The 25,014-nt window shown below is 66.1% G+C and carries 14 protein-coding genes; 8 read left to right on the plus strand and 6 right to left on the minus strand.

The window, feature by feature from the left end; all coding sequences use genetic code 11:
• The first annotated feature begins 9 nt into the window (after nt 1–9).
• From VGM71_RS14220 to VGM71_RS14240, 5 genes are all read left to right on the plus strand, one after another.
• On the plus strand, nt 10–777 hold the full coding sequence (locus VGM71_RS14220; RefSeq protein WP_331546277.1) for a class I SAM-dependent methyltransferase: 768 nt from the start codon (nt 10–12) through the stop codon (nt 775–777).
• A complete protein-coding gene (locus tag VGM71_RS14225) occupies nt 777–1,805 on the plus strand; it encodes a quinone-dependent dihydroorotate dehydrogenase (RefSeq protein ID WP_331546279.1) in 1,029 nt (342 codons plus the stop codon). The genes VGM71_RS14220 and VGM71_RS14225 overlap by 1 nt, the downstream gene beginning before the upstream one ends.
• 17 nt (nt 1,806–1,822) lie before the next feature.
• On the plus strand, nt 1,823–2,842 hold the full coding sequence (gene murB / locus VGM71_RS14230) for a UDP-N-acetylmuramate dehydrogenase (RefSeq protein WP_331546394.1): 1,020 nt from the start codon (nt 1,823–1,825) through the stop codon (nt 2,840–2,842).
• A gap of 150 nt (nt 2,843–2,992) precedes the next feature.
• Nucleotides 2,993–5,152: a polyphosphate kinase 1 gene (gene ppk1 / locus VGM71_RS14235; RefSeq protein ID WP_331546281.1), complete on the plus strand. Its 2,160-nt coding sequence runs from the start codon at nt 2,993–2,995 to the stop codon at nt 5,150–5,152.
• A 266-nt stretch (nt 5,153–5,418) separates the two neighbouring features.
• Entirely contained in the window at nt 5,419–7,029 is a 1,611-nt protein-coding gene (locus VGM71_RS14240; protein WP_331546283.1) for a diguanylate cyclase, read from the plus strand.
• 89 nt (nt 7,030–7,118) lie between these two features.
• On the opposite strand, the gene VGM71_RS14245 is transcribed toward VGM71_RS14240, so the two are convergent.
• Nucleotides 7,119–9,383 carry a thiamine pyrophosphate-dependent enzyme gene (locus tag VGM71_RS14245; protein ID WP_331546285.1) on the minus strand — a complete coding sequence of 755 codons (2,265 nt, stop codon included), beginning with the start codon at nt 9,381–9,383 and terminating at the stop codon, nt 7,119–7,121.
• A gap of 7 nt (nt 9,384–9,390) precedes the next feature.
• Complete coding sequence (locus tag VGM71_RS14250; RefSeq protein WP_331546287.1) at nt 9,391–10,560, minus strand: acyl-CoA dehydrogenase family protein; 1,170 nt, start codon at nt 10,558–10,560, stop codon at nt 9,391–9,393.
• Between the two features lie 134 nt (nt 10,561–10,694).
• Here VGM71_RS14250 and VGM71_RS14255 point away from each other — a divergent pair, with 134 nt between their 5' ends.
• Entirely contained in the window at nt 10,695–11,570 is an 876-nt protein-coding gene (locus tag VGM71_RS14255) for a DMT family transporter (RefSeq protein WP_331546289.1), read from the plus strand.
• 268 nt (nt 11,571–11,838) lie between these two features.
• Here the strand turns inward: VGM71_RS14255 and VGM71_RS14260 are convergent, their stop codons facing one another.
• From VGM71_RS14260 to VGM71_RS14270, 3 genes are all read right to left on the minus strand, one after another.
• Entirely contained in the window at nt 11,839–12,831 is a 993-nt protein-coding gene (locus VGM71_RS14260; protein WP_331546291.1) for a 5'-nucleotidase, read from the minus strand.
• Entirely contained in the window at nt 12,828–13,586 is a 759-nt protein-coding gene (locus VGM71_RS14265) for an NAD kinase (RefSeq protein ID WP_331546293.1), read from the minus strand. Before VGM71_RS14265 ends, VGM71_RS14260 begins: the two co-directional genes overlap by 4 nt.
• Before the next feature lie 211 nt (nt 13,587–13,797).
• Complete coding sequence (locus tag VGM71_RS14270; protein ID WP_331546295.1) at nt 13,798–18,717, minus strand: NAD-glutamate dehydrogenase; 4,920 nt, start codon at nt 18,715–18,717, stop codon at nt 13,798–13,800.
• Between the two features lie 443 nt (nt 18,718–19,160).
• Between VGM71_RS14270 and VGM71_RS14275 the strand changes: the two genes are divergently transcribed.
• Together VGM71_RS14275 and VGM71_RS14280 are read left to right on the plus strand one after the other, a co-directional pair.
• Nucleotides 19,161–20,387 carry an efflux RND transporter periplasmic adaptor subunit gene (locus tag VGM71_RS14275; protein ID WP_331546297.1) on the plus strand — a complete coding sequence of 409 codons (1,227 nt, stop codon included), beginning with the start codon at nt 19,161–19,163 and terminating at the stop codon, nt 20,385–20,387.
• A gap of 12 nt (nt 20,388–20,399) precedes the next feature.
• Entirely contained in the window at nt 20,400–23,741 is a 3,342-nt protein-coding gene (locus VGM71_RS14280) for a multidrug efflux RND transporter permease subunit (RefSeq protein WP_414675140.1), read from the plus strand.
• Nucleotides 23,742–23,843: 102 nt separating this feature from the next.
• Here the strand turns inward: VGM71_RS14280 and VGM71_RS14285 are convergent, their stop codons facing one another.
• The gene (locus VGM71_RS14285) at nt 23,844–25,004 is read right to left on the minus strand and encodes an acyl-CoA dehydrogenase family protein (RefSeq protein WP_331546299.1); all 1,161 of its coding nucleotides are present in this window, start codon (nt 25,002–25,004) and stop codon (nt 23,844–23,846) included.
• Nucleotides 25,005–25,014 lie beyond the last annotated feature (10 nt).

Genomic DNA, 25,014 nt, shown 5'->3' on the forward strand with positions numbered 1-25,014 from the left:
GGGGACGCCATGAACGACCTGCGCTCCACGGAACGTTTCTCCGATCGCGTCGAGGACTATGTCCGCTATCGTCCGGATTACCCGCCGGCGGTGGTAGGCTGGTTGCATGGCCTGGGCGTCCATCCGGACTGGACCGTGGCCGATATCGGCGCAGGTACAGGCATCTCCAGCAAGCTGTTCCTGGACGCCGGTCACCGCGTTACCGCCGTCGAGCCCAACGCTTCCATGCGTGCGGCGGCGGAACGCTGGCTCGGCAGCGAAGACCGTTTCCATGCGGTCGACGGAAGCGCCGAAGCGACGGGTCTCACCGACTCCTCGGTGGACCTCGTCATCGCGGCGCAGGCGTTCCACTGGTTCGATAAAGAGAAGGTGCGCGCGGAGTTCGCGCGCATCCTGTCGTCGCAGGGTCTCGTGGCCGTGTTCTGGAATTCGCGCCGGCTGAAGGGCACGCCATTCCTGGAAGGCTATGAGCGCCTGCTGCTCGAATACGGCCTCGATTACCTCAGCGTGGCCGAACGTTATACCGACGACGAGTCCATGGCCCGCTGGTTCGGCCAGGGCTACCGCGGCATGGCCAGCGTCCCCCATGGGCAAAAGCTTGATTACGAAGCCCTTCTCGGCCGCCTGATGTCGTCTTCGTATGCACCGAAGGCGGGGCATCCCAATCACGAACCGATGCTCCACGCCCTGCGCGCACTCTTCGATGCAACGCAGGACGGTGGTACGGTCGATTACGATTACGACACCCGCATTTTCGCGGGTCGCCCGGACGCCTGATGTACGACTTGATCCGCCCCCTGCTCTTCATGCTGGATGCCGAAACCGCGCACGGCCTCACCCTTTACGCCTCGGACGTCGCGCAGCGCAGCGGACTTTCCGGATGGATCGCGACGCCTCCGTCCGACCTGCCCGTGCGTGCCTTCGGCATCGACTTTCCGAACCCCGTCGGTCTCGCCGCCGGGCTGGACAAGAATGGCGAGCACCTCGACGGCCTTGCCGCGCTGGGCTTCGGCTTCGTGGAAATCGGCACGGTCACACCGCGCCCGCAGACGGGCAACGACAGGCCACGCATGTTCCGGCTGCCCGCGCACGAGGCGGTGATCAACCGGCTGGGCTTCAATAACGGCGGCATCGACGCGCTGGTCCGCAACGTGGAAAAGACCGCGTTCCGCGGCGTGCTCGGCATCAACATCGGCAAGAACAAGGACACGCCGAACGAGCGCGCCATCGACGATTACCTCCTGTGCCTCGAACGCGCCTATCCGCTTGCCAGCTACGTCACGGTAAACATTTCGTCGCCCAATACGCAGGGACTGCGCGACCTCCAGGAAGAAGAAACACTGCGCCGCTTCATCGGCGAACTGCGTGAAGCGCAGGAGCGCCTCGCCGGCTGGCATGGCAAGCGCACGCCCATGCTGCTGAAGATCGCTCCCGACCTTTCCGACACCGAACTCGATGCGATCGCCGACGTGCTGCTCGCCTCGGCAATCGATGGCGTCGTCTGCACGAATACGACCATCGACCGTACCGATGTGGCGGGCGATCCAAACGCCCGGCAAACCGGTGGTCTCTCCGGTCGCCCGCTCTTCGCGAAGTCCACGGCCGTGCTGCGCGGCATGCGCGCGCGACTTGGCGATAAACTGCCGATCGTCGGTGTCGGCGGCATCCTTGACGGCGACACGGCAGCTGAAAAGATGGAAGCCGGTGCTTCCCTGGTGCAGGTCTATTCGGGCCTTGTGTATCGCGGGCCGAAGCTGATCGCCGAAGCAGTCGCGGAAATCCGCCGGCGCGGGATCCTGGCATGAACAACGCGCCGGTGGACATGGGCGGATTCACCCTCGCCAGCGACGCACCGCTGGGCGGACGCAATACCCTGCGCGTGGACGCCCGCGCGAAGCTGCTCGCCGAAGTGCGCGATCCGGTGAAGATTCCGGAACTGCTCGCCTATCCCGCTGTGAAGGCCGGCAAGATCCTCGTGCTGGGCGAAGGCAGCAACCTGCTCATCAAGGACGACTTCGACGGCACCGTGCTCGCCATGGCGACGCGCGGCGTGGAAACCTTCCAGCGCGACGACCGCGTGCTGATCCGCGTGGCCGCGGGCGAACGCTGGGACGACTTCGTCCGCTGGTCGCTCGGCCAGGGCTATGCCGGCCTCGAAAACCTCATCCTGATTCCGGGTACGGTGGGCGCATCGCCGATCCAGAACATCGGCGCCTACGGCGTCGAAGTGGCGGAATTCATCGACACGGTAGAAGCCTGGGACACGCACAAGGGTGAGTTCGTCGTGCTGGACAAGGCGGCCTGCGCCTTCTCCTATCGCGATTCCAGCTTCAAGCGACAGGCGGGCCGTTGGATCGTCGTGGCAGTGACCTTCGCGCTACCGCGCGAACGCCCGTTGTCATTGGACTACGCGGGAATCCGCGAGGAAGTGGAGAAGATGGGCGTGGCCCGCGCCACGCCCTATCACGTGGCGGAAGCCGTCGTCCGCCTGCGTTCGCGGAAGCTTCCCGACCCGGCCGTCATCGGCAACGCCGGCAGCTTCTTCAAGAATCCCATCGTGCCCGCGGTCCAGGCTGACGCTCTCGCCCTCGCCCACCCGGGTCTGCCGGTGTGGCCGCACGCGGGTGGCACGGCGAAGATCTCCGCTGGCTGGCTTATCGAAGCCGCGGGTTTCAAGGGCGAGCGCGACGGCGATGCCGGCATGTCGAATCGCCATGCGCTGGTGCTCGTGAACCATGGCAAGGCCACGGGGCCGCAGTTGTGGACGTTCGCGCAGAAGGTGATCGCCGGCGTGCAGGCGAAATTCGGCGTGGCGCTGGAACCGGAACCACTAGTCGTCTGACTGATCCCGCCGTGTGTGGGAGCCTTCAGCAGCGACGGGTGCTTGCGGCTGGGCGGTGTCATGCGGTTGTAAGGCCACCGTCATACGCTCCGCCGGGCGGCGTACTATGAATGCGTCGCGATCAGCGACGAGGACGCCGTTCTGGACACGATGACCCCACCCAACGAATCCACCACCAGCGTTAAGGTCGCCGCCTCCCGGCAACCTGTCTCCGTGGAGGTGCCCGATATCGACCTGAACGACCCGGGCCTCTACGCCCACCGCGAGCTGTCGCAGCTGCAATTCAACGTCCGTGTGCTCGACCAGGCATTGGACGAGTCGAAGCCGCTGATCGAACGACTCAAGTTCCTGCTGATCTTCTCGTCCAACATGGACGAGTTCTTCGAAATCCGCGTGGCCGGCCTGAAACAACAGATCGCCTTCGACCACGAGGTGATCGGCGCCGACGGCATTCCGCCGCGCCGCGCCCTTGCAGAGATTTCCGACGTGGCGCACCGGCAGATCGAGCGCCAGTACGCCATCCTCAACGAAAAGATCCTTCCCGCGCTGGCCGACGAAGGCATCCGCATCGTCCGGCGCAACCAGTGGACGCACAAGCAGAAGCTCTGGGTGCGCCGGTACTTCCGCAGCGAGGTCGCGCCTCTGGTCACGCCGATCGGCCTGGACCCGACGCATCCGTTCCCGCGCCTGGTGAACAAGAGCCTCAACTTCATCGTGCAACTGGAAGGCACCGACGCTTTCGGCCGCGATTCCGGCCTGGCGATCGTTCCTGCGCCGCGCATCCTGCCGCGCATCATCCGGTTGCCGGAAGACGTGTGCGATGGCGGCGACAACTACGTGCTGCTGTCCTCGATCATCCACGCCCACGCGGACGATCTTTTCCCGGGCATGCGCGTGCTCGGCTCCTATCAGTTCCGGCTCACCCGTAACGCAGACCTCACCATCGATCCGGAAGACGTCGAAGACCTTGCGCGCACGCTGCGTGGCGAGCTGTTCTCGCGCCGCTACGGCGACGCCGTACGCCTCGAGGTAGCCGATAACTGCCCGAAACCGCTGGTCGACTACCTGCTGAAGCAATATGCGCTGGAAGCCGACGCGCTATACGAAGTGAACGGGCCGGTGAACCTTGCCCGCCTGTTCGAGATGACCCTGCAGCCGGCCTATGCGCGCCTCCAGTTCCCGTCATTCGTGCCCGCGTTGCCCAAGGCGCTGGCCGAAGCCGAGGATATGTTCACGGTGATCGGCAAGCAGGACATCCTGCTTTACCACCCGTTCGAATCCTTCTCGCCCGTGGTCGACTTCCTGCGCCAGGCGGCGAAGGATCCGCAGGTGCTGACGATCAAGCAGACCCTGTACCGCAGCGGCGCCAACTCCGAGATCGTCGACGCGCTGGTGGAAGCGGCACGGGCAGGCAAGGAGGTGACGGCGGTGGTGGAACTGCGCGCCCGGTTCGACGAGGAATCCAACCTGAGCCTCGCCTCGCGCCTGCAGCAGGCCGGCGCCGTGGTGACCTACGGTGTGGTGGGGGTGAAGACGCACGCCAAGCTGATGCTCGTGCAGCGTCGCGAGAACGGCAAGCTGGTGAGCTACGCCCACCTGGGCACCGGCAACTATCACTCGGGCAATGCGCGCCTCTATACCGATTACAGCCTGCTGACGTCCGACGAGGCGCTGTGCGACGACGTGCATCGCCTGTTCCGCCTGCTCACGGGCATGGGCAAGGCGCTGAAGATGAAGCGCATGCTCTATGCGCCCTTCACCCTGAAAAAGGGACTGCTCGACCTGATTGCCCGCGAGGCGGCCCATGCCGTGGCCGGCAAGAAGGCCGAGATCGTCTGCAAGATCAATGCGATCACCGATCCCAAGGTCATCCGCGCGCTCTACCGCGCCAGCCAGGCCGGCGTGAAGATCGACCTGATCGTGCGCGGCATGTGCAGCCTGCGCCCCGGCATCCCCGGCGTTTCGCAGAACATCCGCGTGCGTTCCGTCGTCGGCCGCTTCCTTGAACACAGCCGGGTGTACTGGTTCCTCAACGACGGCGAGCCCGACCTCTTCCTGGCCAGCGCCGACCTGATGGAGCGCAACCTGGAGCGCCGCGTGGAGACCTGCTTCCCCATCGAGGGCAAGAAGCTGCGCCAGCGGATCCGGCGGGAGCTCGAGCTTTACCTCACCGATAATCATTCGGCCTGGGTCCAGCAGCCCGACGGGGGTTACACCCTGCTCCAGCCGCAGTCCGGCCAGGCCGTCCGGGACGCTCAGACCCAGCTGCTGGAACGATTTGGCGGCATAGCGGCCCCCGGTATCTCCTGACGCCCTAACTTTCACCCACCCCCAACGGCCAAGGCGACATCCTGTTGCAGGCAAGGCACAATGGCCTTGCTGTTAAAGGGGGAGACGGGCTTTCTCTCGAAACGCTTCCGGATCCACACCGCGCACCGGGCAGGTGCGCCGTACGCTTGTCGCGGGTATCGGGAATGCGTTTCTGCAACCGGCAGCGCGGGTGGATGCTTCGTCTCCTGCAGGCGACCCTACTCTGTGGGCTGTGTTTCGCGGGCGCCGCCGGCGCCACCGCGCTCATGGCCAATATGCGCGACGTGCGGACGGGCGAGCAGCCGACGGACGTCCTGGCAGAGGCGGCCCAGCGCCCTTTCCCCTCCTTCGACCCCACCCGCCTGCAGATTCTTCCCAATTCGCCCAGCGGTAGCTGGGTGGTCGTGCGTACCCCGCCTCCCTGGACCAGCGGAGAGCGGGTCCTCAGCATCCGCCATCCGGGCATGGGCGCGGTCTCGCTGTACGACGGAAACACCCTGATCGCCACCACGTCGCTGGAAGACTTCGGGCCGCCGCTGCACGGCCACGGGCGCCTGATCTTCAATGTTCCCGCTTCCGTTCCCGCCTCCCGGCCACTCCTGCTCAAGTTCGAAGGTTCCTCGGCGCCATCGGGCGCGGTGACCATCTCGATGGATTCCTGGCCCGACTACCTCCGCGAGGATGGAAGCTGGATGGTATTCGCTGCCGGTTCGTTCGCCGTGATGATGACGATGGCGCTGATGGCGTTCTGCTTCGCCCTCATGCTGCGCGATATGACCTTCGGCTGGTACACGGCCTATCTGGTCTGCTACGCCCTCATCCAGGGACTGCGCTCCGGATTCGTCTTCCACCCCCTGGAACTGGAGTCGCTGGCGGGGATGGCGGACAGCCTTGGCGCCGCTGTCACGGCGTTGTCCGTGTCCTTCGCGGCGCTCTTCATGCTTCGTTTCGCCCGCGTCGACGAATACGTACCCCTGCTACGCACGCCCGTGCTGTCGTTCGCGGTGGTGATGCCCCTGCTTGTCATCCTGCGCGCTACCGGCCTCAGTGTCCTGGTGGGCATGGCGCAGTTGCTGCTGCAGCCGCTCGTGCTGCTCGGCGCCCTCCTGTTGCTCGTGGCAGGTGCGTTGGCTGCGGCGCGCGGTTCGCGGCATGCCTGGTTCTTCCTCGCCGGCTGGACGCCCCTGCTGATCCTCACCGCACTCTGCGGGGCACAGCAGCAGGGCATGCTTGCAGGTGCCCCATGGCTGCCGGATGCGGCCATCGCCATGGGGGCCTTCGAGGCCATCGTACTGTCCATCGGGCTTTCGGACCGTGCCCTCACCATCCGCCACGATCGCGACCGCGCGCGCCAGCTGGCCGACAGCGATCCGCTCACCGGCCTGCTCAACCGCCGTGCCTGGACCGAAGCGGCACTGGAGGTCCTGGATCAGGGACTTGCGCGTCCGGTGGCGGTGCTGTTCTTCGACCTCGACCACTTCAAGGCACTCAACGATCGCCACGGCCATGCGGCGGGCGACGAGGCCCTCGTGGCCGTGGCCGCCGCGCTCCGCCAGGAGCTTCGCCCCTCGGACCTGGTCGGACGCTATGGCGGCGAGGAATTCGTAGCGTTGCTGCAGGGCGTGGAAAGGGAAAACGCGATGATCATCGCCACGCGCCTGTGCCGCCGCGTGCATCGGCTCGAGGTGCACGTAAGCACGACGGATATGCTCACCGTATCGATCGGCGTGGCCATGCGCACGCCGGCCGACACGATGCAGTCGCTGGTGGAGCGTGCGGACGCGGCGATGTATTCGGCGAAGCTGGCCGGGCGCAACCGCGCCACGTGCGCGGGCCATGTGGGCCCGGTGCTGGTCCGCCGCTCGGACGTCAGGTAGGAGCGCGCCCTGCGCGCGACAGCTTTTCGCGAAGAGCAGCAGGTCCTGTAGTTCACGGCCCCAAAAGCTGTCGCGCGCAGGGCGCGCTCCTACACCAGTTCGGATGCGGCCGTGACGATGTCGTCGACGCCCGGAAGAACGAGAAACGCAGCGCCAGCCAGCGGCGTGAATGTGTCGGCACCGACCACGCGACGTAGCGGCAGGTGTCCAAGGCCGGCCTCGACGATGGCGGTGATAATGCCTTCGCCCACGCCCGCGCTCTTGCGGCCCTCATCCACCACCAGGATGCGTTTCGCCGTTGCGGCCTGCTTCGCGATGAAAGCGTCGTTGAGCGGCACCAGCCAGCGCAGGTCCACTACACGCACCTTCCAGCCACGCTCCGCTTCGATGCGGCGGGCGGCGCGCAGGCTCATCGGCACGCCGTTGCCGAAGGTGAAGACCACCAGGTCATCGGCACCTTCGTCGTAGACGCGGCCCTCGCCCAGCTCCATCGCCTCGCCCGGCGCCGGATAGCCGAACTGCCACCGGCCGTCACCGGCCTCGTACAAGTCCTTGGTCATGTACAGCGCGATCGGCTCCAGGAAGGCCGTCACGCGACCGTCCACCTTCGCCAGCGCAGCGAGCGTCCGCAGCATGGTCGCCGCATCGTCGCCGCGACTTGGGCAACCCACCACGAGGCCGGGGATGTCGCGCAGCGCGGCGATCGAATTGTCGTTGTGGAAATGCCCGCCGAAGCCGCGCTGGTAACCCAGCGACGCCACGCGCATCAGCATCGGATTGCGGTACTGCCCGTTGGAGAAGAACTGCAGCGAAGCGGCCTCGCCACGAATCTGGTCGCAGGCGTTGTGGAAGTACGCGAGGTACTGGATCTCGGGGATGGGCAGCATGCCCATGTTGGCGTAACCCTGGGCCAGGCCAAGGATCATCGTCTCGTCGAGCAGCGTGTTGAACACGCGCGTGTTGCGGAACGCCTTGTGCAGGCCCTTGGTGACCGTATAAACACCGCCCTTCTGCGCCACGTCCTCGCCGAAGAGCAGGCTCTCCGGGTACTTGGCCATGAGGTCGTGCAGCGCCTGGCCGATCTGGATGGCGAGATGGCGCGGCGGCTGCCTTTCCGGAAGCTTTTCCGCGCCGCCGAAGACGCGCTCGCGTTCGGTCGCGTCGCCTGCACGCGCGGCTTCGGCACGTACCGCATCGGGCGTGTACGGCGCCAGAGGCGCCATCACGTCTTCCAGCCTGGTCAGGCGCGGCCGGCTGCCAGCGTCTTCCGCAGCCTCGTAGCAACGCTTGCGGGTGGACTCGTACAGATCCATCAAGCCTTCGCGATCGTAGAGGCCCGAAGCGAGCGCGATCGCCGCGCTGCGCAGTAGCGGATCGGTGGCCTCCAGCGCGACGAGTTCCTCCACGGAACGCCATTCGATCTCGAAGTCGGTACCTGCATGGCCCATGATGCGCGTGGTGCCGAGATGCAGGAAGGTCGGCCGGCGCGTGTTCCGGCAATGCTCCACCGCGCGCTGCACGTCCGCGTAGCCGCCGGCGAGGTCGAGGCCGTCGGCATGGAAATAGTCGAGGCCCGGACGATGGCGGAAGTTGTTCGCCACCCAGCCGCCGGGTGTCTTCACCGAGATACCGATGCCATTGTCCTCGCAGACGAAGAGCACTGGCGCCGGCAGCTTCTGGTAAGCCGTCCACGCGGCAGCATTGAAGGCCGTCTGCGCGGTGGCGTGGTTCGAGGACGCATCACCGAACGAGCAGACGGCGATGGCATCTTCCGGTATCGGCAAGGCGTGGCCGATACGACGAGCCTGCTCGATGGCGATGGCCGTGCCCAGCGCTTTCGGAAGGTGCGAGGCGATCGTCGAGGTCTGCGGCAGCACCCACAACGGCTTGCTGCCCCACACCTTGTGTCGGCCGCCCGACGCGGGATCCTCGCTGCTCGCGGCGAACGAAAGCGCCGAATCCATGACGGGATCCATGCCCGGAAGCTTGCGGAAACGTTCCGCCATGAAGCCGCCGCTGCGGTAGTGCAGGAACGCAGGATCGGTGTGCCGCGTAAGGCGGGCGACCATCGCGTTGCCTTCGTGGCCGGATGAACCGATGGTGTAGAACACCTTGTTCTGCACCCGCAACACGCGCGCCATCAGGTCGAGGTGACGGCTGATCAGCTGCGATTCCAGCAGGTCGCGGAAGCCGCGCGCATCCAGCGCGCTGCCCGGCAGCACCGGTTCGTCCTCACGCGGCGCGCGGGCGATATCGCCCCGCCATGAGTTCACGAACTCGGCGAAGTTATGGTCGACGATCTCGGCGCGGTTGAAGCCCTTGTGGCGGGCGGCGATGGGTTGCGTGACGGACATGCGAACCTCAGAACGCGTTGATGCCGGTGAGTTCGCGACCGACCACCAGCTGATGGACGGTTTCGGTGCCTTCATAGGTGATGACGGATTCGAGGTTCAGCGCATGACGGATCGCCGAATGTTCGGTGGTGATGCCGGCGCCGCCGAGGATGTCGCGGCATTCGCGCGCGATGTCCAGCGCCATGCGCACGTTGTTCCATTTCGCCAGCGACACCTGGGTGGGCTGCAGGCGACCAGCATCCTTCAGCCGGCCCAGCTGCAGCGAAAGCAGTTGCGCGGTGGTGATACGGCGGGCCATGTCGGCCAGTTTCAGCTGCACCGCCTGGTTGGCCGCGAGCGGGCGGCCGAAGAGCACGCGCTGCGCGGTGTAATCGAGCACTTCCTTGAGGCACGCCTGCGCCGCGCCGATGGGGCCCCAGGTAATGCCGTAGCGGGCCTGGTTGAGGCAACCCAGTGGGCCTTTCAGGCCCTTCACGTTCGGCAGGCGGGCGCTGTCCGGCAGGCGCACGTCGTCGAAGAACAGCGCCGAGGTGACCGAGGCGCGCAGGCTCATCTTCTTGTGCACCTCCTGCGCGGCGAAGCCCTTCGTGTCCGTCGGGACGACGAAGCCCTGGATGCCGTCGTCGGTCTGCGCCCACACGATGGCGATGTGGGCGAGGTTGCCGTTGGTGATCCACATCTTGGCACCGTTGATCACCCAGTCGCCGCCGTCCTTGCGCGCGACCGTCTTCATGTTCGCCGGATCGGAGCCGCCGTGTGGCTCGGTGAGGCCGAAGCAGCCGATGATCTCGGCCGCGGCCATCCGCGGCAGGTATTCGCGCTTCTGCTCTTCCGAGCCGTAGGCGAAGATCGGGTACATGCACAGCGAACTCTGCACGGAGGCGAAGCTGCGCAGGCCGGAATCCCCGCGCTCCAGTTCCTGGCAGATGAGGCCGTAGCTCACGCCGTTCATGCCGGCGCAGCCGTATTCCTCAGGCAGCGTGGCCCCGAGCAGACCCAGCGAGGCGATCTCGGAGACCAGTTCGGATGGGAAGCGGCCCTGGTCGAAGGCGTCACCGATGATCGGCAGGACCTTTTCGTCGACGAAGCGGCCAACGGCGTCCTGCACGGCGCGCTCCTCGTCGGTGAGCAGCGAACGGACGTCGTAGAGATCGAGCGGGTCGAGACGGTGGGCCATGCGGGGACTCGTACTTGGTCAGCCGGAAAGCTCGTGATTGTAGCCACGGGCCGTCGTCCGGTCATGGCGGGGCGCAACAATCCATGTCACCGGGCGGTCCCATAATGGACCCTCCCCACCGCCGGATCCCTCCCATGTTCAAAGGCGTATTCCTGGGTTTCGCCTGCTACGCCGCCTATGCGTGGAGCGATGCCTTCGTGAAGTCGCTCGAAGGCAGCCTGCCGGCCTATGAGGCGGTCTTCTTCGGGGCGGTCCTGGCCATGGCGGCCCTGCCGTTCCTGAAGAAGCCCGGGGATCGGTGGAGCGAAGCGGTGGTGTCGAAACTACCCGGACTCTGGCTCCTGCGGGCCGTGGCGGGCGCTATCGGTAACGTGACCGCGGTCATGGCCTTCACCGCCCTGCCGATGGCCGAAGCCTTTTCACTGATCTTCCTGCTGCCGATCTTCGTAACCATCCTCTCTGTGGTGTTCCTGCGCGAGCATGTGGGCTGGCGGCGCTGGTCGGCCGTGATCGTCGGCTTCCTGGGCGTGCTGGTGGTGTTGCGCCCCGGCTTCCGCCATCTCGGCACCGGGCATGGGGCCGCCATCGTGTGTGGCCTTGCCGGCGCCTTGTCGATCGTCGCGCTGCGCATGGCCGGGGCCACGGAGAAGCGCATCACCCTGTACGGCGCGGGGGTTGTCGGTCCGATGGTGGCGGGCTTCATCATGATGCTGCCGCACTTCGCCTGGCCCGACGCGCACCAGTGGCTCCTGCTGCTGGGCTACGGGCTGTTCGCCGCGGCCGGTGCCGTGCTGCTGATGCTGGCGACGCAACATGCGCCGGCCAACCGGGTCGCGCCCACGCAGTACAGCCAGATGCTATGGGCGATCCTGTTCGGCTACCTGCTGTTCCACGACCACCTGGACTGGCCGATGCTGATCGGCATCGCGATGATCCTAGGGGCGGGGCTCTTCACCTTCGTGCGCGAGGAGAAGAAGACCCAGTGGTGGCGGTGGACCAATATCGTTTGACCCATGGACTTCTTGATCGTCGGCCATGAGCTTCTTGATCGCCTGGCCATGAGCTTCTTGATCGCCTGGCCATGGGCTTCTTGATCGCCTGGCCATGGGCCTTTCGTAGGAGCGCGCCCTGCGCGCGACATCTTTTCGCGCCGGTCCCCGGGCCGGCGCGCCAGCTCCGGGTCATGGCCTCAAAACATGTCGCGCGCAGGGCGCGCTCCTACAGGTTCGAGGGCCGTGGTGTGTCGGGAATCTTCGTGACGTCGCGGAGGTGCGGCGATCAGGGATTCGAGACGCCGTGGGGGACGTGGCCGGTGGCCACGTGCTTGCGGGCCGATTCGACGTTGGCCGGGGAATCGTCGAAGAAGATGTCCGCGCCGAAGGCATCCAGGAACGGACCCTTGTCGCGGCCACCAAGGAACAGCGCCTCGTCGATGCGCACGCCCCAGCGGCGCAGCGTGAGGATCACGCGCTTGTGCGCCGGCGCGGAACGGGCCGTGACCAGTGCCGTGCGAATGGGCGACGTCTCGGCGGGGAACGCCGCCTGCAACCGGTGCAGCGCGGCCAGGAAGCCGCGGAATGGCCCACCCGACAAAGGCTCGGCCCAGCGTTCCGACTCGTTGCGGTGGAAGGCGTCGAGGCCCTGCTCTTTCGACACCCGCTCGCCTTCGTCGCCGAAGATCACGGCGTCGCCGTCAAAGGCGATGCGGAGTTGCTCGCTGGACCGCTGTGGTGCGGTGGACGGCAGGATCGTGGCCGCCGCCACGCCGGCGCGCAGCGCGCGGCCCACGTCCTCGGCGTTGGCGGAAAGGAAAAGATCGGCACGGAACGGGGCGATGTAATCGGATGTGGGCGCGCCACTGGTGAACGCAGCGCGCGAGATGCCCAGTTTGTAGTGCTGGATCGCATTGAAGATGCGCAGACCCGTGTCGCCCGAGTTACGCGACAGCAGTATCACCTCCACGGCCGGCACATCGCCCGACAACGCGTTCAGCCCGAGCAGCTTCTGTACCAGTGGAAACGCCACACCCGGCTCCAGCAGATCGTTTTCATGCTCGATCTGATAGGCGCGGTAGGCGTCGAGGCCTTCGCGCTCGAACAGCCCGTGGCTGTCGCCCATGTCGAACAGCGCGCGCGAAGAAATGGCGACCACGAGCCGGTTGTCGCTCACGGACGACGACGCGTGCGCACCCTGCGTCGCGTCGGTACCGTCTTCGGGGACGGTCCGGGCCTCACCGGAACCCTTCGCGCGGCTATGGTCGGGATCGTTCATGGGGCGAACTGCTCGTCAAGGATGCGTTGCTGCAGGTTGTGCTCGGGGTCGAACAGCAGACGAACGGCATTACGCCGCGACTGCCTGATCTCGACGGTGCGGACGTCGCGCACTTCGTGGAAGTCCGCGGTGGCGCTGATCGGCCGCTTGTTCGGGTCTTTCGTGTCGAAGCCCACCTTCGTCGCATGCGGAAGGATGGCGCCGCGCCAGCGCCTCGGGCGGAACGGGCTGATCGGCGTGAGTGCCAGAACGTTGGCGTCCAGCGGCAGGATGGGGCCGTGCGCGGACAGGTTATAGGCGGTGGAACCGGCAGGTGTGCAGACGAGGATGCCATCGCAGACCAGTTCGTCGAGCTTTACCTCGCCGTTGAGGCGGACCTGCAGGTGAGCCGCCTGGTTGCTTTGGCGCAACAGCGCCACTTCATTGAACGCAAGCGCACGATGCTCCACGCCATCGCAGCAGATGCAGTGCATTTCCAGCGGATGCAGCACGGCCGGATGCGCCTTCTCGATACGCTCGGGAAGATGGTCCACGTCATGCTGGTTCATGAGGAAACCGAGACGCCCGAGCTTCATGCCGTAGAACGGCACACCGAGGGTCCTGTGCGCATGCAGGGTGCGCAGCATGAAGCCGTCGCCACCCAGCGACACGATGATGTCGGCCTCGCCAGGCTCAAAGCCGTCGTAGCGCTTGATCAGGGCGGCACGGGCGCGTTGGGCAACTTCGGTTTCGCTGGCGACGAAGGCTAGGCGCATGGGGAATGGGGCATCCGGGTCCAACCGGGAGCTTAGTCCCTAAGGCGGTGCGCCGGATAGGCCAGTTGTAGGAGCGCGCCCTGCGCGCGACAGCTTTTCGCCTCAGTCCTGAAGCTAGCGCGCCAACTCCAGGGCACGGCCTCAAAAGCTGTCGCGCGCAGGGCGCGCTCCTACGGGACCGGGCAGGCGGATCTTCCGCCTGCCGTATTCCTCAGACCGGAATCTGCGCCAACTGGGCCAGGCGGCGGACGGCGACCGAAGCGATCGGGTAGTCCGCGTTCTGGGTGAGGATTTCCGCAAGCATGGCGCGGGTGTACTTCAGCGTGGCGTCATCCCGATCCAGCCAGGCCTTGACCGGGCTGATGTCGGTGCGGTCGCCCGCGACGCTGAGCACTTGCAGGGCAAGGGCGCGGTGCTGGGCGTTGAGCTCGTCCAGCAACGAACCCCGGGCCTGCGCGTGCCATGCGCCTTCCACCGGGAGGGCTTCGATCTGGCCGCGGAGCCAGTCCAGATCGAGCGCCTCGCCCAGTTCATAGAACACCGTGGCGACGGTGGCGATGCCCTTGCCGCTCTGCTTCGACACTTCAACCATGTCGAGCGCAGAGCGCAACACCGGAATGCGGGCGAGGCGGACGGACAGCGTGTTCGGCGCGCCCAGTCCTTCCCACTTTTCCTGGCTGGCGGCAAAGTCGCCGCGGCCCGTGTCGGTGAGCGCATCAGGCAGCGCCTCGCGCAGCGCGGTGACTTCGCTGGCGTAACGGTCCACGTTGGCTGCGATATCCAGCGAACCGCCCGGACGGTTGAGCAGCCAGCGGGTAAGGTGGCGCAGCAGCGACCAGATCTGCAGGATCGCGTCGATCTGCGTGTCCTCGGCCACCGTGCCGTCCAGCGCCTCGATCTCGGCCCATAGGTCGCGGGCATCCAGGATCTCGCGCGCTGCCGTGTAGGCCTTGGCGATGGACGCCGGACCGTGGCCTGTATCCTCCTGCATGCGCATCATGAAGGTGGCGCCCATGCGGTTGATCGTCGAGTTGGTCACCGCCGTGGCGATGATCTCGCGCTTCAGGCGATGGCGTTGCATGTGCCCGGCGTACTTCTCGTGCAGCGGCACGGGGAAGTAGCGCACCAGTTCGCGCGACAGGTACGGATCTTCCGGCACGTCCGATTCCAGCAGCTGCTGGAACAGCCGGATCTTGTCGTAGGAGAGCAGCACCGACAGTTCCGGACGGGTCATGCCCTGGCCGCGCTGCTTCCGCTCGGACAGTTCGGCGGCCGTCGGCAGCGACTCCACCTGGCGATCGAGCAGGCCCTCGGCTTCCAGCGTACCGATGAAGTGGGCCATGGAGCCCAGGCGGCGCACCGACTGGTGCTCCATCATCGTGATGGCCTGGTTCTGCCGGTAGTTGTCCCACAGCACGAGGCGCGCCACTTCGTCGGTCATCTCCGCCAGCTGGCGGTTGCGGCCTTCGAAGCTGAGCTCGCCGCGCTGCACCGCGTCGTTGAGCAGGATCTTGATGTTCACCTCGTGGTCGGAGGTGTCCACGCCCGCGGAATTGTCGATGAAGTCGGTGTTCAGCAGCACGCCGGCCTGGCCGGCCTCGATACGGCCCTTCTGGGTCATGCCGAGGTTGCCACCCTCGCCCACCACCTTGCAGCGCAACTCGTTGCCATTTACGCGCAGCGCGTTGTTGGCGCGATCGCCGGCATCGGCATGCGTCTCGCTGGTGGCCTTCACGTAAGTGCCGATACCGCCGTTCCACAGCAGGTCCACCGGGGCCTTCAGGATCGCCGAAAGCAGATCGCTCGGCGCCACGTGGGCGACGTCGGCGCGGATAGCGAGCGCGGCGCGCACTTCAGGCGACACCGGAATCGACTTGGCGCTGCGCGGATACACGCCACCACCGGCCGAGATCAGCGACTTGTCGTAGTCGTCCCACGAGGAGCGCGGCAGCGCGAACATGCGCTGGCGTTCCGCGAACGACGTCGCCGCATCCGGGTTCGGATCGAGGAACACATGGCGATGGTCGAAGGCGGCCAGCAGGCGGATGTGCCCGGAGAGCAGCATGCCGTTGCCGAACACATCGCCGGACATGTCGCCCACGCCCACGACGGTGAAGTCCTGCGTCTGTGAATCGCGGCCCATCGCGCGGAAGTGGCGCTTCACCGACTCCCAGGCACCCTTGGCGGTGATGCCCATGCCCTTGTGGTCGTAACCGTAGGAGCCGCCGGAGGCGAAGGCATCGTCGAGCCAGAAGCCGTGCTCGGTGGAGATGGCATTGGCGATATCGGAGAACGTGGCCGTGCCCTTGTCCGCCGCGACCACGAGGTACGGATCGTCCTCGTCATGGCGAACCACGTCGTGCGGCGCCACCACCTTGCCTTCCACGAGGTTGTCGGTGATGTCGAGCAGGCCATTGATGAACATGCGGTAGCAGGCGATGCCTTCGGCCAGCTGTGCGTCGCGGTCGCCGCCCACCGGCGGGCGCTTCACGAAGAAGCCGCCCTTCGAACCGACCGGGACGATGACGGTGTTCTTCACCATCTGCGCCTTCACGAGACCCAGCACTTCCGTACGGAAATCCTCGCGTCGATCAGACCAGCGCAGGCCGCCACGGGCCACGGAACCGAAGCGAAGGTGGATGCCCTCGACGCGGGGCGCGCAGACGAATATCTCACGGAACGGCACCGGCTTGGCCAGGTCCGGCACGCGGTGCGAATCGAACTTGAAGCTGAGGTACGGGCGGAACGCGCCGTCCCAGGCCTGGAAGAAGTTCGTGCGCAAGGTGGCGTACACCAGCGCGATGAAGCTGCGCAGGATGCGGTCTTCATCGAGGCTGGACACGTTGTCCAGGAGCGCGTTGATCGCCTCCTCCACCGCGGTGACCTGTTCGGAGCGCGGAAGGCCGAGCGCGGACACGAGGTTGCCGATGAGGCCCGGATGCGCGGCGAGTACCTCCGCGTCCATGAGCGCGTGCATCTCGTGCGAAAGCATGCTCTCCGCGCGCTCGCGCTCGGCTCCGTCGAGGCTCTCGCGGCGCGGGTCGAAGCGTGCGTTGAACAATTCGATGATGAGGCCGGCGATGGCGGGATAGCGATTCAGCGCGTCTTCCATGTACGCCTGCGAGAACGCCACGCCGGTCTGCAGCAGGTACTTGCAGTAGCTGCGCAGCACCGCGACCTGGCGCCAGCCGAGCTTCGCACCGAGGACGAGGCGGTTGAAGCCGTCGTTCTCCGCGCTGCCGCGCCAGATGTGCTCGAACGCGTCTTCGAAGATCGCGCCGACCTGCTTCACCTCGAACACGAGGCGGCCCACCGGCTGCACCTCGAAGTCCTGTACGAACAGGCGGCCCTCGCCGAGCTTCACCGCGTACATGTGCTCGGTGAGCACACGGAGGCCGAGGTTCTCGAGCTGCGGCATCACCTCGGAAAGCGCAATGTCGGAGCCGGAACGGTAGACCTTGAAGCGCAGTTCCTCCGGACGATGCGGCGGATGGTAGAACGACATGCTGATGGCGTCGGGGCCGTCCAGGCCGGCCAGCGCCCTCACGTCGGCGGCGGCGACCTCGGGCGACACCTCGTCCACGTAGCCGGCCGGAAGCGACTTGCCGTAGCGGTTGGCGAGGATGATGCCTTGCTGTTCGCCGGCCAGTTCGATCAGGCGGTCGCGCAGATCGTCGTACCAATTGCGCGCGATCGACACGATCTTCGCCTCGATGGCGGCCGCGTCGTAGACCGGGTGGTCGCCGATGCGTGGGCGTACCACCACGTGCAGGCGGACCAGGGCGGCCTCGCCCATCAGCACGGCGGAATCGAGGTGCTCGCCATGGAAGGCGTCGCGCAGAACGTTCTCCACACGCTCGCGCACGCTGGTGTTGAAGCGATCGCGCGGGATGTAAACCAGGCAGGAGAAGAACCGGCCGTAACTGTCGCGGCGGATGAACAGGCGGCTGCGCGTGCGCTGGGCCAGCTCAAGGAGGCCCATGGAGAGCGCGAAGAGTTCGTCGGTGCTGCACTGGAACAGCTCGTCGCGCGGCAACGTATCGAGTATGTGGCGCAGGGCCTTGCCCGAATGTGAGTCGCGCTTCAGGCCCGAGCGCTTCATCACCGCCTCGCACTTGTCGCGCACCAACGGCACGTGCTGCGGATGGGCCATGTAGGCATTCGAGGAGAACAGGCCGAGGAAGCGCTGCTCGGCGCTCGGGCGGCCCTGTGCGTCGAACTTGAGCACGCCCACGTAATCCATGTAGCCCGGGCGATGGATCGGCGAACGGGCATTGGTCTTGGTAAGGATGATGGCATCGGTGGCACCCGAGCGCGGCAATTCGCTGGCCACCAGGGTGCGCAGCGAACGCGGCGCCACCGAGCGCTCGGCACCGCGCAGGATGCCAAGGCCGGACCCTTCCACGGCCTTCAGCACCTGGTCGCCCGCGTCGGCGGCCACTTCGTATTCGCGGTAGCCCATGAAAGTGAAGTGATCGTCCGCCACCCAACGCAGGAACTCGGTGGCTTCGCTCACCTCCTCGGCCGTGTAGGGCAGCGAGCGCTTGCCGAGTTCGTCGGCGACCTCGACCATCTTGTCGCGCATCGCGCGCCAGTCGCCCACGGCCTCGCGCACGTCGGCCAGCGCGGCCTCGACATTTGCTTGCAGCGTCTCGAGTTCGGTCTCGTCGATGCGATCGATTTCGAAGCGCATGACCGACTCGGTCTTCTCGCCCGCGCCTATCGACTCGAGCACGCCGGACGCCGAGCGCACCACCGGCACCACCGGGTGGATAGTCGCGTGGATCTCCGCGTGCGCCGCGGCGACCATGGATACCGTGTCCACGAGGAACGGCATGTCGTCGGTCACGACTTCCACCACCGCGCGGGTACCGGAGACGCCGGGGTTGTACACCCGCACCTTGGCCCTGCCCGGCGTCCGCTCACGCGCGAAGACGAGCAGGTCTGCGATCAGCGCGGCCCAACGCTCCGGCGCGTGCAGCGCGCAGTCGGCGGGGGCGATCCGCTCGAAGAAGGCCTCGATAAAAAAGCGCGCCTCGTTGAGGCGCTCCGCGGGGTAGTCGAGCTTTTTCAGTTCATCGAAGACAACGGCGTGGAATGGGCCGTTTTCGGCAGCGCGAATCGCATTCATGGGCGGATTATCGATGTGGGGAGGACGGAAATCCGTGAAAGCATAGCTCCCACCGGCGTCATGTAGCCACACCGGCAGGCGTCGTTCGTTGGCGTTTTTTCACTGCGATGCCGCATGGCCGTCGGCGCGTCGTGAAATTGAGTCGGCACTAACGGATAGCAAGGATGTGTGCATCGCAGCAATTCGCGTGCGAATGTGTAAACGCCCCGTTGACGCTGGGCAGCCTGAGATTCTAAACTGGACGGTATACTTACGTGTTGAATCAAGCCACGATGGCGCTGGGTATCGGCAGCGTCACGGGCGTCCTGTAAGTGCACGCGAGAGGCCGAAACGCACGGGACGGGTGGCTAGGCACGCGGTAACCGTATCCACGCATGCGAGCGGCATCATCCCGGTGCGGTAGCGCGATCGAACAAGAAACCTGGAAAAGGAACGAAGTTCTCATGAATCCCCTGCCCTTGCGCTCGACCCTGCTGGCCTTCGGCCTCGCCGCGGCGCTTGCCGCCTGCCATAAGCAGGAAGCTCCACAGCAGCCGCCTCCGCCGGAAGTCGGTGTCATCACGGTCCAGCCCCAGGATGCGCCGCTCGTCCAGGACCAGGTCGGCCGCCTCTCCGCCTATCGCACGGCCGACGTGCGTGCCCGCGTGCCCGGCATCCTGCTGCATCGGCTGTACGGGGAAGGTACGGACGTGAAGGCGGGCCAGAAGCTGTTCCAGATCGATCCGCAGCCGCTCAAGGCCGAGCTGGATGCCCAGCTGGCCAACCTCGCCTCCACCCGCGCCACGGCCGTCAACGCCAAGTCGCAGGCGGATCGCGCGCGCGGCCTGATCGGCAAGAACTACGTGTCCCGCCAGGACCTCGACACCGCCGAGGCCAACGAGCGCACGGCGAACGCGGCGGTCAAGCAGGCCCAGGCGAATGCCGAATCGGCACGGATCAACCTCGGCTTCACCGACGTGGTTTCGCCGATCGACGGCCGCGCCGGCCAGCAACAGGTCACCGAAGGCGCGCTAGTGGGCCAGGGCGACACCACCCTGCTCACCCGCGTCGACCAGATCGACAAGCTCTACGTGAACTTCAGCGTGTCGGTGTCTGACCTCGACGCGATGCGCCGCGCCGCCGCGGCCGGTGCGGCCACGCTGTCGCCGACGGACAAGGCCACCGTGCGCATCCAGCTGCCGGACGGCACCGACTTCGGCGAGGAAGGCACGCTCGATTTCTCCTCGGCCACGGTGAATCCGCAGACCGGCACGGTGAACCTGCGCGCGTTGCTCGACAATCCGGGCGAGCGCCTGCTCCCCGGCCAGTTCGTGACCGTCAAGGCCACCCTGGGCGACCTGCACAACGTCTATCTTGTGCCGCAGGCCGCCGTGCTGCGCGACGCCAACGACGCCTACGTGATGGTCGTCGGCGAGGGCCACGCCAAGAACCCGCAGACCGGTGCCGACACGACCGTGCCATCCGCCGCCATTCGCCGTCCGATCAAGGCCGATCGCCTCAGCGGCGCCAACTGGGTGGTCACGAGCGGCCTCAAGCCGGGTGACCAGATCATCGTCCAGGGCCTGCCGAAGGCGCGGGAGAACGCGCCCGTGAAGGCGTCCCCCGCCCAGGCCGCTCCTGCTGGCGCGGTGGCGGGTGGCCCCACGGCCGCCCCCGCCGGCAAGCAGTAAGGGAGTTTCGTCATGCCGAGTTTCTTCATCGACCGCCCCATCTTCGCCTGGGTGGTGGCGATCCTGATCAGCCTATGCGGCACGATCGCCCTGCTCAACATGGGTATCGAGTCGTATCCGAACATCGCCCCGCCGCAGGTCGTCGTCTCGGCGACCTATCCGGGCGCGAGCGCGGATACCACCGAGAAAACCGTGACGCAGGTCATCGAGCAGCAGCTGACAGGTATCGATCACCTGCTCTACTTCTCGTCCTCCTCCAGCTCCAGCGGCAACGCCCAGGTAACGCTGACCTTCGAGTCCGGTACCGACCCGGACATCGCCCAGGTGCAGGTGCAGAACAAGGTGGCGCTGGCAACACCGCGCCTGCCCTCGGAAGTGACCCAGCAGGGCGTCGTGGTGGCCAAGTCCAACCCCGACTTCCTGATGTTCATCGCGCTGACATCGTCGAATCCGGCGATCGACGGCGACCGCCTGACCGACATCGTGTCGTCGCAGGTGCTCGACCAGATCGCCCGCATTCCTGGCGTCGGCAGCACCCGACAGCTGGGTGCCGAGTACGCCATGCGCGTCTGGCTGAACCCGGACAAGCTGCGCGGCTACGGTCTGTCCGCCACCGACCTGCGTAGCGCCCTCAGCACGCAGAACGTGCAGTTCGCCGCGGGCTCCATCGGTACGGATCCGGCCGTGAACGGCCAGGGCTTCAGTGCCACGGTCTCCGCGGAGGGCCGCTTCACCACGCCTGAGCAGTTTTCCGAGATCATCCTGCGCGCGAACAACGACGGCACCGTGGTACGCCTGAAGGATGTCGCCCGCGTTGAGCTTGGCCCGCAGAGCTACGGCTTCAATGCGCAGTGGAATGGCACGGCCACCGGTTCGTTCGGCGTGCAGCTGCTGCCCGGCGCGAACGCGCTGGACGTGGCGAATGCCGTGCGCGCGAAGATGGACGAGCTGGCCAGGAGCTTCCCGGACGGCGTGACCTGGTTCGCCCCGTACGACACGACGAAGTTCGTGACCATCTCCATCGAGGAAGTGGTCCATACCCTCGTGGAGGCGGTCATCCTCGTCTTCCTCGTGATGCTGCTGTTCCTGCAGAACTTCCGCGCCACGATCATCCCGACCCTGGTCATCCCGGTGGCCCTGCTTGGCACCTTCCTGGGCCTGTCGCCACTGGGCTTCACGGTCAACCAGCTGACCCTGTTCGGCATGGTGCTCGCGATCGGCATCGTCGTGGACGACGCCATCGTGGTGATCGAGAACGTCGAACGCATCATGTCCGAGGAAGGACTGTCGCCGAAGGAAGCCACGCGAAAGGCGATGGGCCAGATCACCGGCGCCGTCATCGCGATCACCGTGGTGCTGGCGGCCGTGTTCGTCCCTTCGGCACTGCAGCCGGGCGCCTCGGGCATCATCTACAAGCAGTTCGCGCTGACGATCGCGGTGTCGATGGGCTTCTCGGCCTTCCTCGCCCTGTCGTTCACTCCGGCGCTGTGCGCGACGATCCTCCGGCACGAACCCGCCGAGAAGAAGAAGAACATCGTCTATCGCAAGTTCAACCAGCTGTTCGACTGGGTCACGCATACCTACTCCGGGCATGTCGGCAGTGCGGTGCGCCACGCGCCGCGCTGGATGGTGATCTTCGTCCTGATCGCGGTCGTCTGCGGCTTCCTCTTCGTCCGCCTGCCGACCAGCTTCGTGCCGGACGAGGACCAGGGTTACGCGCTGGCCATCGTGCAGTTGCCCCCGGGGTCCAGCCTTGCCCGCACCAAGAAGGTGATGGCCGAACAGCGCGCGATCCTCATGAAGGATGCGTCGGTGGACGGCATGTTCCAGATCTCCGGCTTCAGCTTCGTGGGCCAGGGCGAGAACGTGGGCATGACCTTCATCCGCCTGAAGGACTGGGGCGACCGCGAGCTCACTGCCACGCAGTTCATCCAGCAGGCGAACGGCAAGATGCAGGCCGTGCGCGATGCCACGATTTTCGTCGTCAACCTGCCGACGATCCGTGGCCTGTCGCAGTTCGGCGGTATCGACATGTACCTGCAGGCTCGTGCCGGCCAGAGCCGTCCTGACCTGACCGCCGCCCGCAACATGCTGCTGGGTGCCGCCGCGCAGAACAGCGCGCTGGTGGGTGTGCGTCCGAACACGCTGGAAGACGCACCGCTGCTGCAGCTGCACGTGGATCGTACCCAGGCACAGACGATGGGCCTCTCGGTCAGCGACATCTACACCGCCATCCAGCTCACGCTGGCACCGGTGTATGTCAACGACTTCTCCTACGAGGGGCGCGTGAAACGCGTGATGCTGCAGGCCGATGCGCCCTACCGCATGGGCACGGATGCGTTCTCGCACATCTTCACGCCGAGCATACTCGCCGCCGCATCGCCGGATACCTCGACGGATGGCTCGAACGTCGCCAGCACCACGTCGTCGGTCGACAATGCCATGATTCCGCTGTCCACCGTGGTGGACTCGAAGTGGATGATGGCGGCGCCGACGCTCAACCGCTACAACGGCTACTCCGCGGTGGAAATTGTCGGTAACCAGGCGCCGGGCTATTCCACCGGCCAAGCCATGAAGATCGTGGAAGGCATCGTCAACGACAAGCTGCCCAAGGGCTTCGGTTACGACTGGACCGGCCAGTCGTATCAGGAAATCCTCTCGGGCAACTCGTCGACGATGCTGCTGGCCTTGTCGGTGGTCATCGTGTTCCTCTGCCTTGCCGCCCTGTACGAGAGCTGGTCGATTCCGGTCTCGGTGCTGCTGGTGGTGCCGCTGGGTATCCTGGGCACGGTGGTGTTCTCGATGCTGCGTGGCTTGCCGAACGATATCTATTTCAAGATCGGCATGATCACCGTCATCGGCCTTGCGGCGAAGAACGCGATCCTGATCGTGGAATTCGCGGTGGAGCAGCAACAGAGGGGCACGACGCTCCGCGACGGCGTGGTCGAAGCGGCCCGTCTGCGACTGCGTCCGATCCTGATGACCTCGATGGCCTTCATCCTCGGCGTGTTCCCGCTGGCGATCTCCACCGGCGCGGGTGCGAACTCCCGGCATGCGATCGGTACCGGCGTCATCGGCGGCATGCTGTTCGCCACTTTCCTGGGCCTTCTGCTGATCCCGGTGTTCTACGTGTCGGTGCGCCGCATGCTGGGCGACAAGCTGGACGAGGTGTCGCAAACCATCCGCCAGGGCCATGGTCCCGACGATCGTCCGGACGGCGGCGGCCATGGGCCGCACGGCGGCGGCGATCCGCACGGCGGCAACCCGTCGACGAACGTCGGCCCCCACGCACCGAACGTCGGCGACGTGCCAGCCTTCGACTCGGACCCGCGACGGGGTACCGACCGCCCGTAACGACAGAAGCCCGGCGAAAGCCGGGCTTCTTCTTTGACCCTGGGAAAGATTTCACGGCGCCTCATGGCACGGGCGGCCTGTGTCGCTGGGGAGCTTAGCGCATCAGCGCAGGCCGGTCTCCGCGCGGGCGATGACCAGGCGCTGGATCTCGCTGGTGCCCTCGTAGATTTCCGTGATCTTCGCGTCGCGGAAATAGCGCTCCAGCGGCATTTCCTTCGAGTAGCCCATGCCGCCGTGGATCTGCACCGCCTGGTGGGTGATCCACATCGCCGCTTCCGACGCCACCAGCTTGGCCATCGAGGCCTCGGTGCCGAAACGGCCACCAGTCTTCTCGACCTGGCCCTTCGTCCATGCCGCGCGCAGCGTCAGCAGCAGGGCCGCGTCCAGCTTGCACTTCATGTCGGCGATCTTGGCCTGGGTCATCTGGAAGGTGCCGATCGGCTGGCCGAAGGCCTTGCGGTCGCGGGACCACTGCAGCGTGGCTTCATAGGCCGCGCGGGCGATGCCCACGGCCTGCGACGCGATGCCGATGCGGCCGGCGTCCAGCACGCCCATCGCGATGGAGAAGCCCTTGCCTTCCTCGCCCAGCAGGTCTTCCTTCGGGCAGACGTAATCGTGGAACTCGATCTCGCAGGTGGCCGAGGCGCGGATGCCGAGCTTCGGCTCCGTCTTGCCGGCCAGGAAGCCGTCACGACGGGTGTCGATGACGAAGGCCGACACCCCACGCGCGCCGATCCCCGGCGTGGTGACCGCGAACAGCACGATGTAACGCGCCACCGGGCCCGAGGTGATCCAGCTCTTCTTGCCGTTGATGACCCAGTCGCCGTCGGCGTTCTTCACCGCGCGGGTGTGCATGTTCGAGGCGTCCGAGCCCGACTGCGGCTCGGTGAGCGCGTAGGCGCCGATGGCGTCGCCCGAGGCGATGGCACGCACGTACTTCTGCTTCTGCTCTTCCGAGCCATTTTTCAGGATGCCGTTGCAGAACAGCGAATTGTTCACCGACATGATCGTCGACGTGGCTGCGTCGGCCGCCGCGATTTCCACCATCGCCAGCACGTAGGCCACCGGGTCCATGCCCGCACCGCCGTATTCTTCCGGCACTTCGATGCCCATCAGGCCCAGCTGGCCCATTTCGCGGATGTTCTCCAGCGGAAATTCGCCCCTGGCGTCGAATTCGGCGGCCACAGGGGCGATGCGCTTCTGCGCGAAATCACGGGCGATGGACTGGATCGACAGCTGGTCGTCGGTAAAGCGGAAATCCATGGGGTGTTCC

The sequence above is a fragment of the Luteibacter sp. genome (assembly GCF_036499525.1).
In the GTDB taxonomy this organism is placed as follows: domain Bacteria; phylum Pseudomonadota; class Gammaproteobacteria; order Xanthomonadales; family Rhodanobacteraceae; genus Luteibacter.

Bases quoted from the DNA above. Each gene is read 5' to 3' on its own strand.
- VGM71_RS14285 (WP_331546299.1), bottom strand. From the start codon at position 25,004: ATGGATTTCCGCTTTACCGACGACCAGCTGTCGATCCAGTCCATCGCC.
- VGM71_RS14250 (WP_331546287.1), bottom strand. From the start codon at position 10,560: ATGGCCCACCGTCTCGACCCGCTCGATCTCTACGACGTCCGTTCGCTG.
- VGM71_RS14240 (WP_331546283.1), top strand. From the start codon at position 5,419: ATGGCCAATATGCGCGACGTGCGGACGGGCGAGCAGCCGACGGACGTC.
- VGM71_RS14225 (WP_331546279.1), top strand. From the start codon at position 777: ATGTACGACTTGATCCGCCCCCTGCTCTTCATGCTGGATGCCGAAACC.
- VGM71_RS14280 (WP_414675140.1), top strand. From the start codon at position 20,400: ATGCCGAGTTTCTTCATCGACCGCCCCATCTTCGCCTGGGTGGTGGCG.
- ppk1 (WP_331546281.1), top strand. From the start codon at position 2,993: ATGACCCCACCCAACGAATCCACCACCAGCGTTAAGGTCGCCGCCTCC.
- VGM71_RS14265 (WP_331546293.1), bottom strand. From the start codon at position 13,586: ATGCGCCTAGCCTTCGTCGCCAGCGAAACCGAAGTTGCCCAACGCGCC.
- VGM71_RS14245 (WP_331546285.1), bottom strand. From the start codon at position 9,383: ATGTCCGTCACGCAACCCATCGCCGCCCGCCACAAGGGCTTCAACCGC.
- VGM71_RS14260 (WP_331546291.1), bottom strand. From the start codon at position 12,831: ATGAACGATCCCGACCATAGCCGCGCGAAGGGTTCCGGTGAGGCCCGG.
- VGM71_RS14275 (WP_331546297.1), top strand. From the start codon at position 19,161: ATGAATCCCCTGCCCTTGCGCTCGACCCTGCTGGCCTTCGGCCTCGCC.
- VGM71_RS14270 (WP_331546295.1), bottom strand. From the start codon at position 18,717: ATGAATGCGATTCGCGCTGCCGAAAACGGCCCATTCCACGCCGTTGTC.
- VGM71_RS14255 (WP_331546289.1), top strand. From the start codon at position 10,695: ATGTTCAAAGGCGTATTCCTGGGTTTCGCCTGCTACGCCGCCTATGCG.
- murB (WP_331546394.1), top strand. From the start codon at position 1,823: ATGGGCGGATTCACCCTCGCCAGCGACGCACCGCTGGGCGGACGCAAT.
- VGM71_RS14220 (WP_331546277.1), top strand. From the start codon at position 10: ATGAACGACCTGCGCTCCACGGAACGTTTCTCCGATCGCGTCGAGGAC.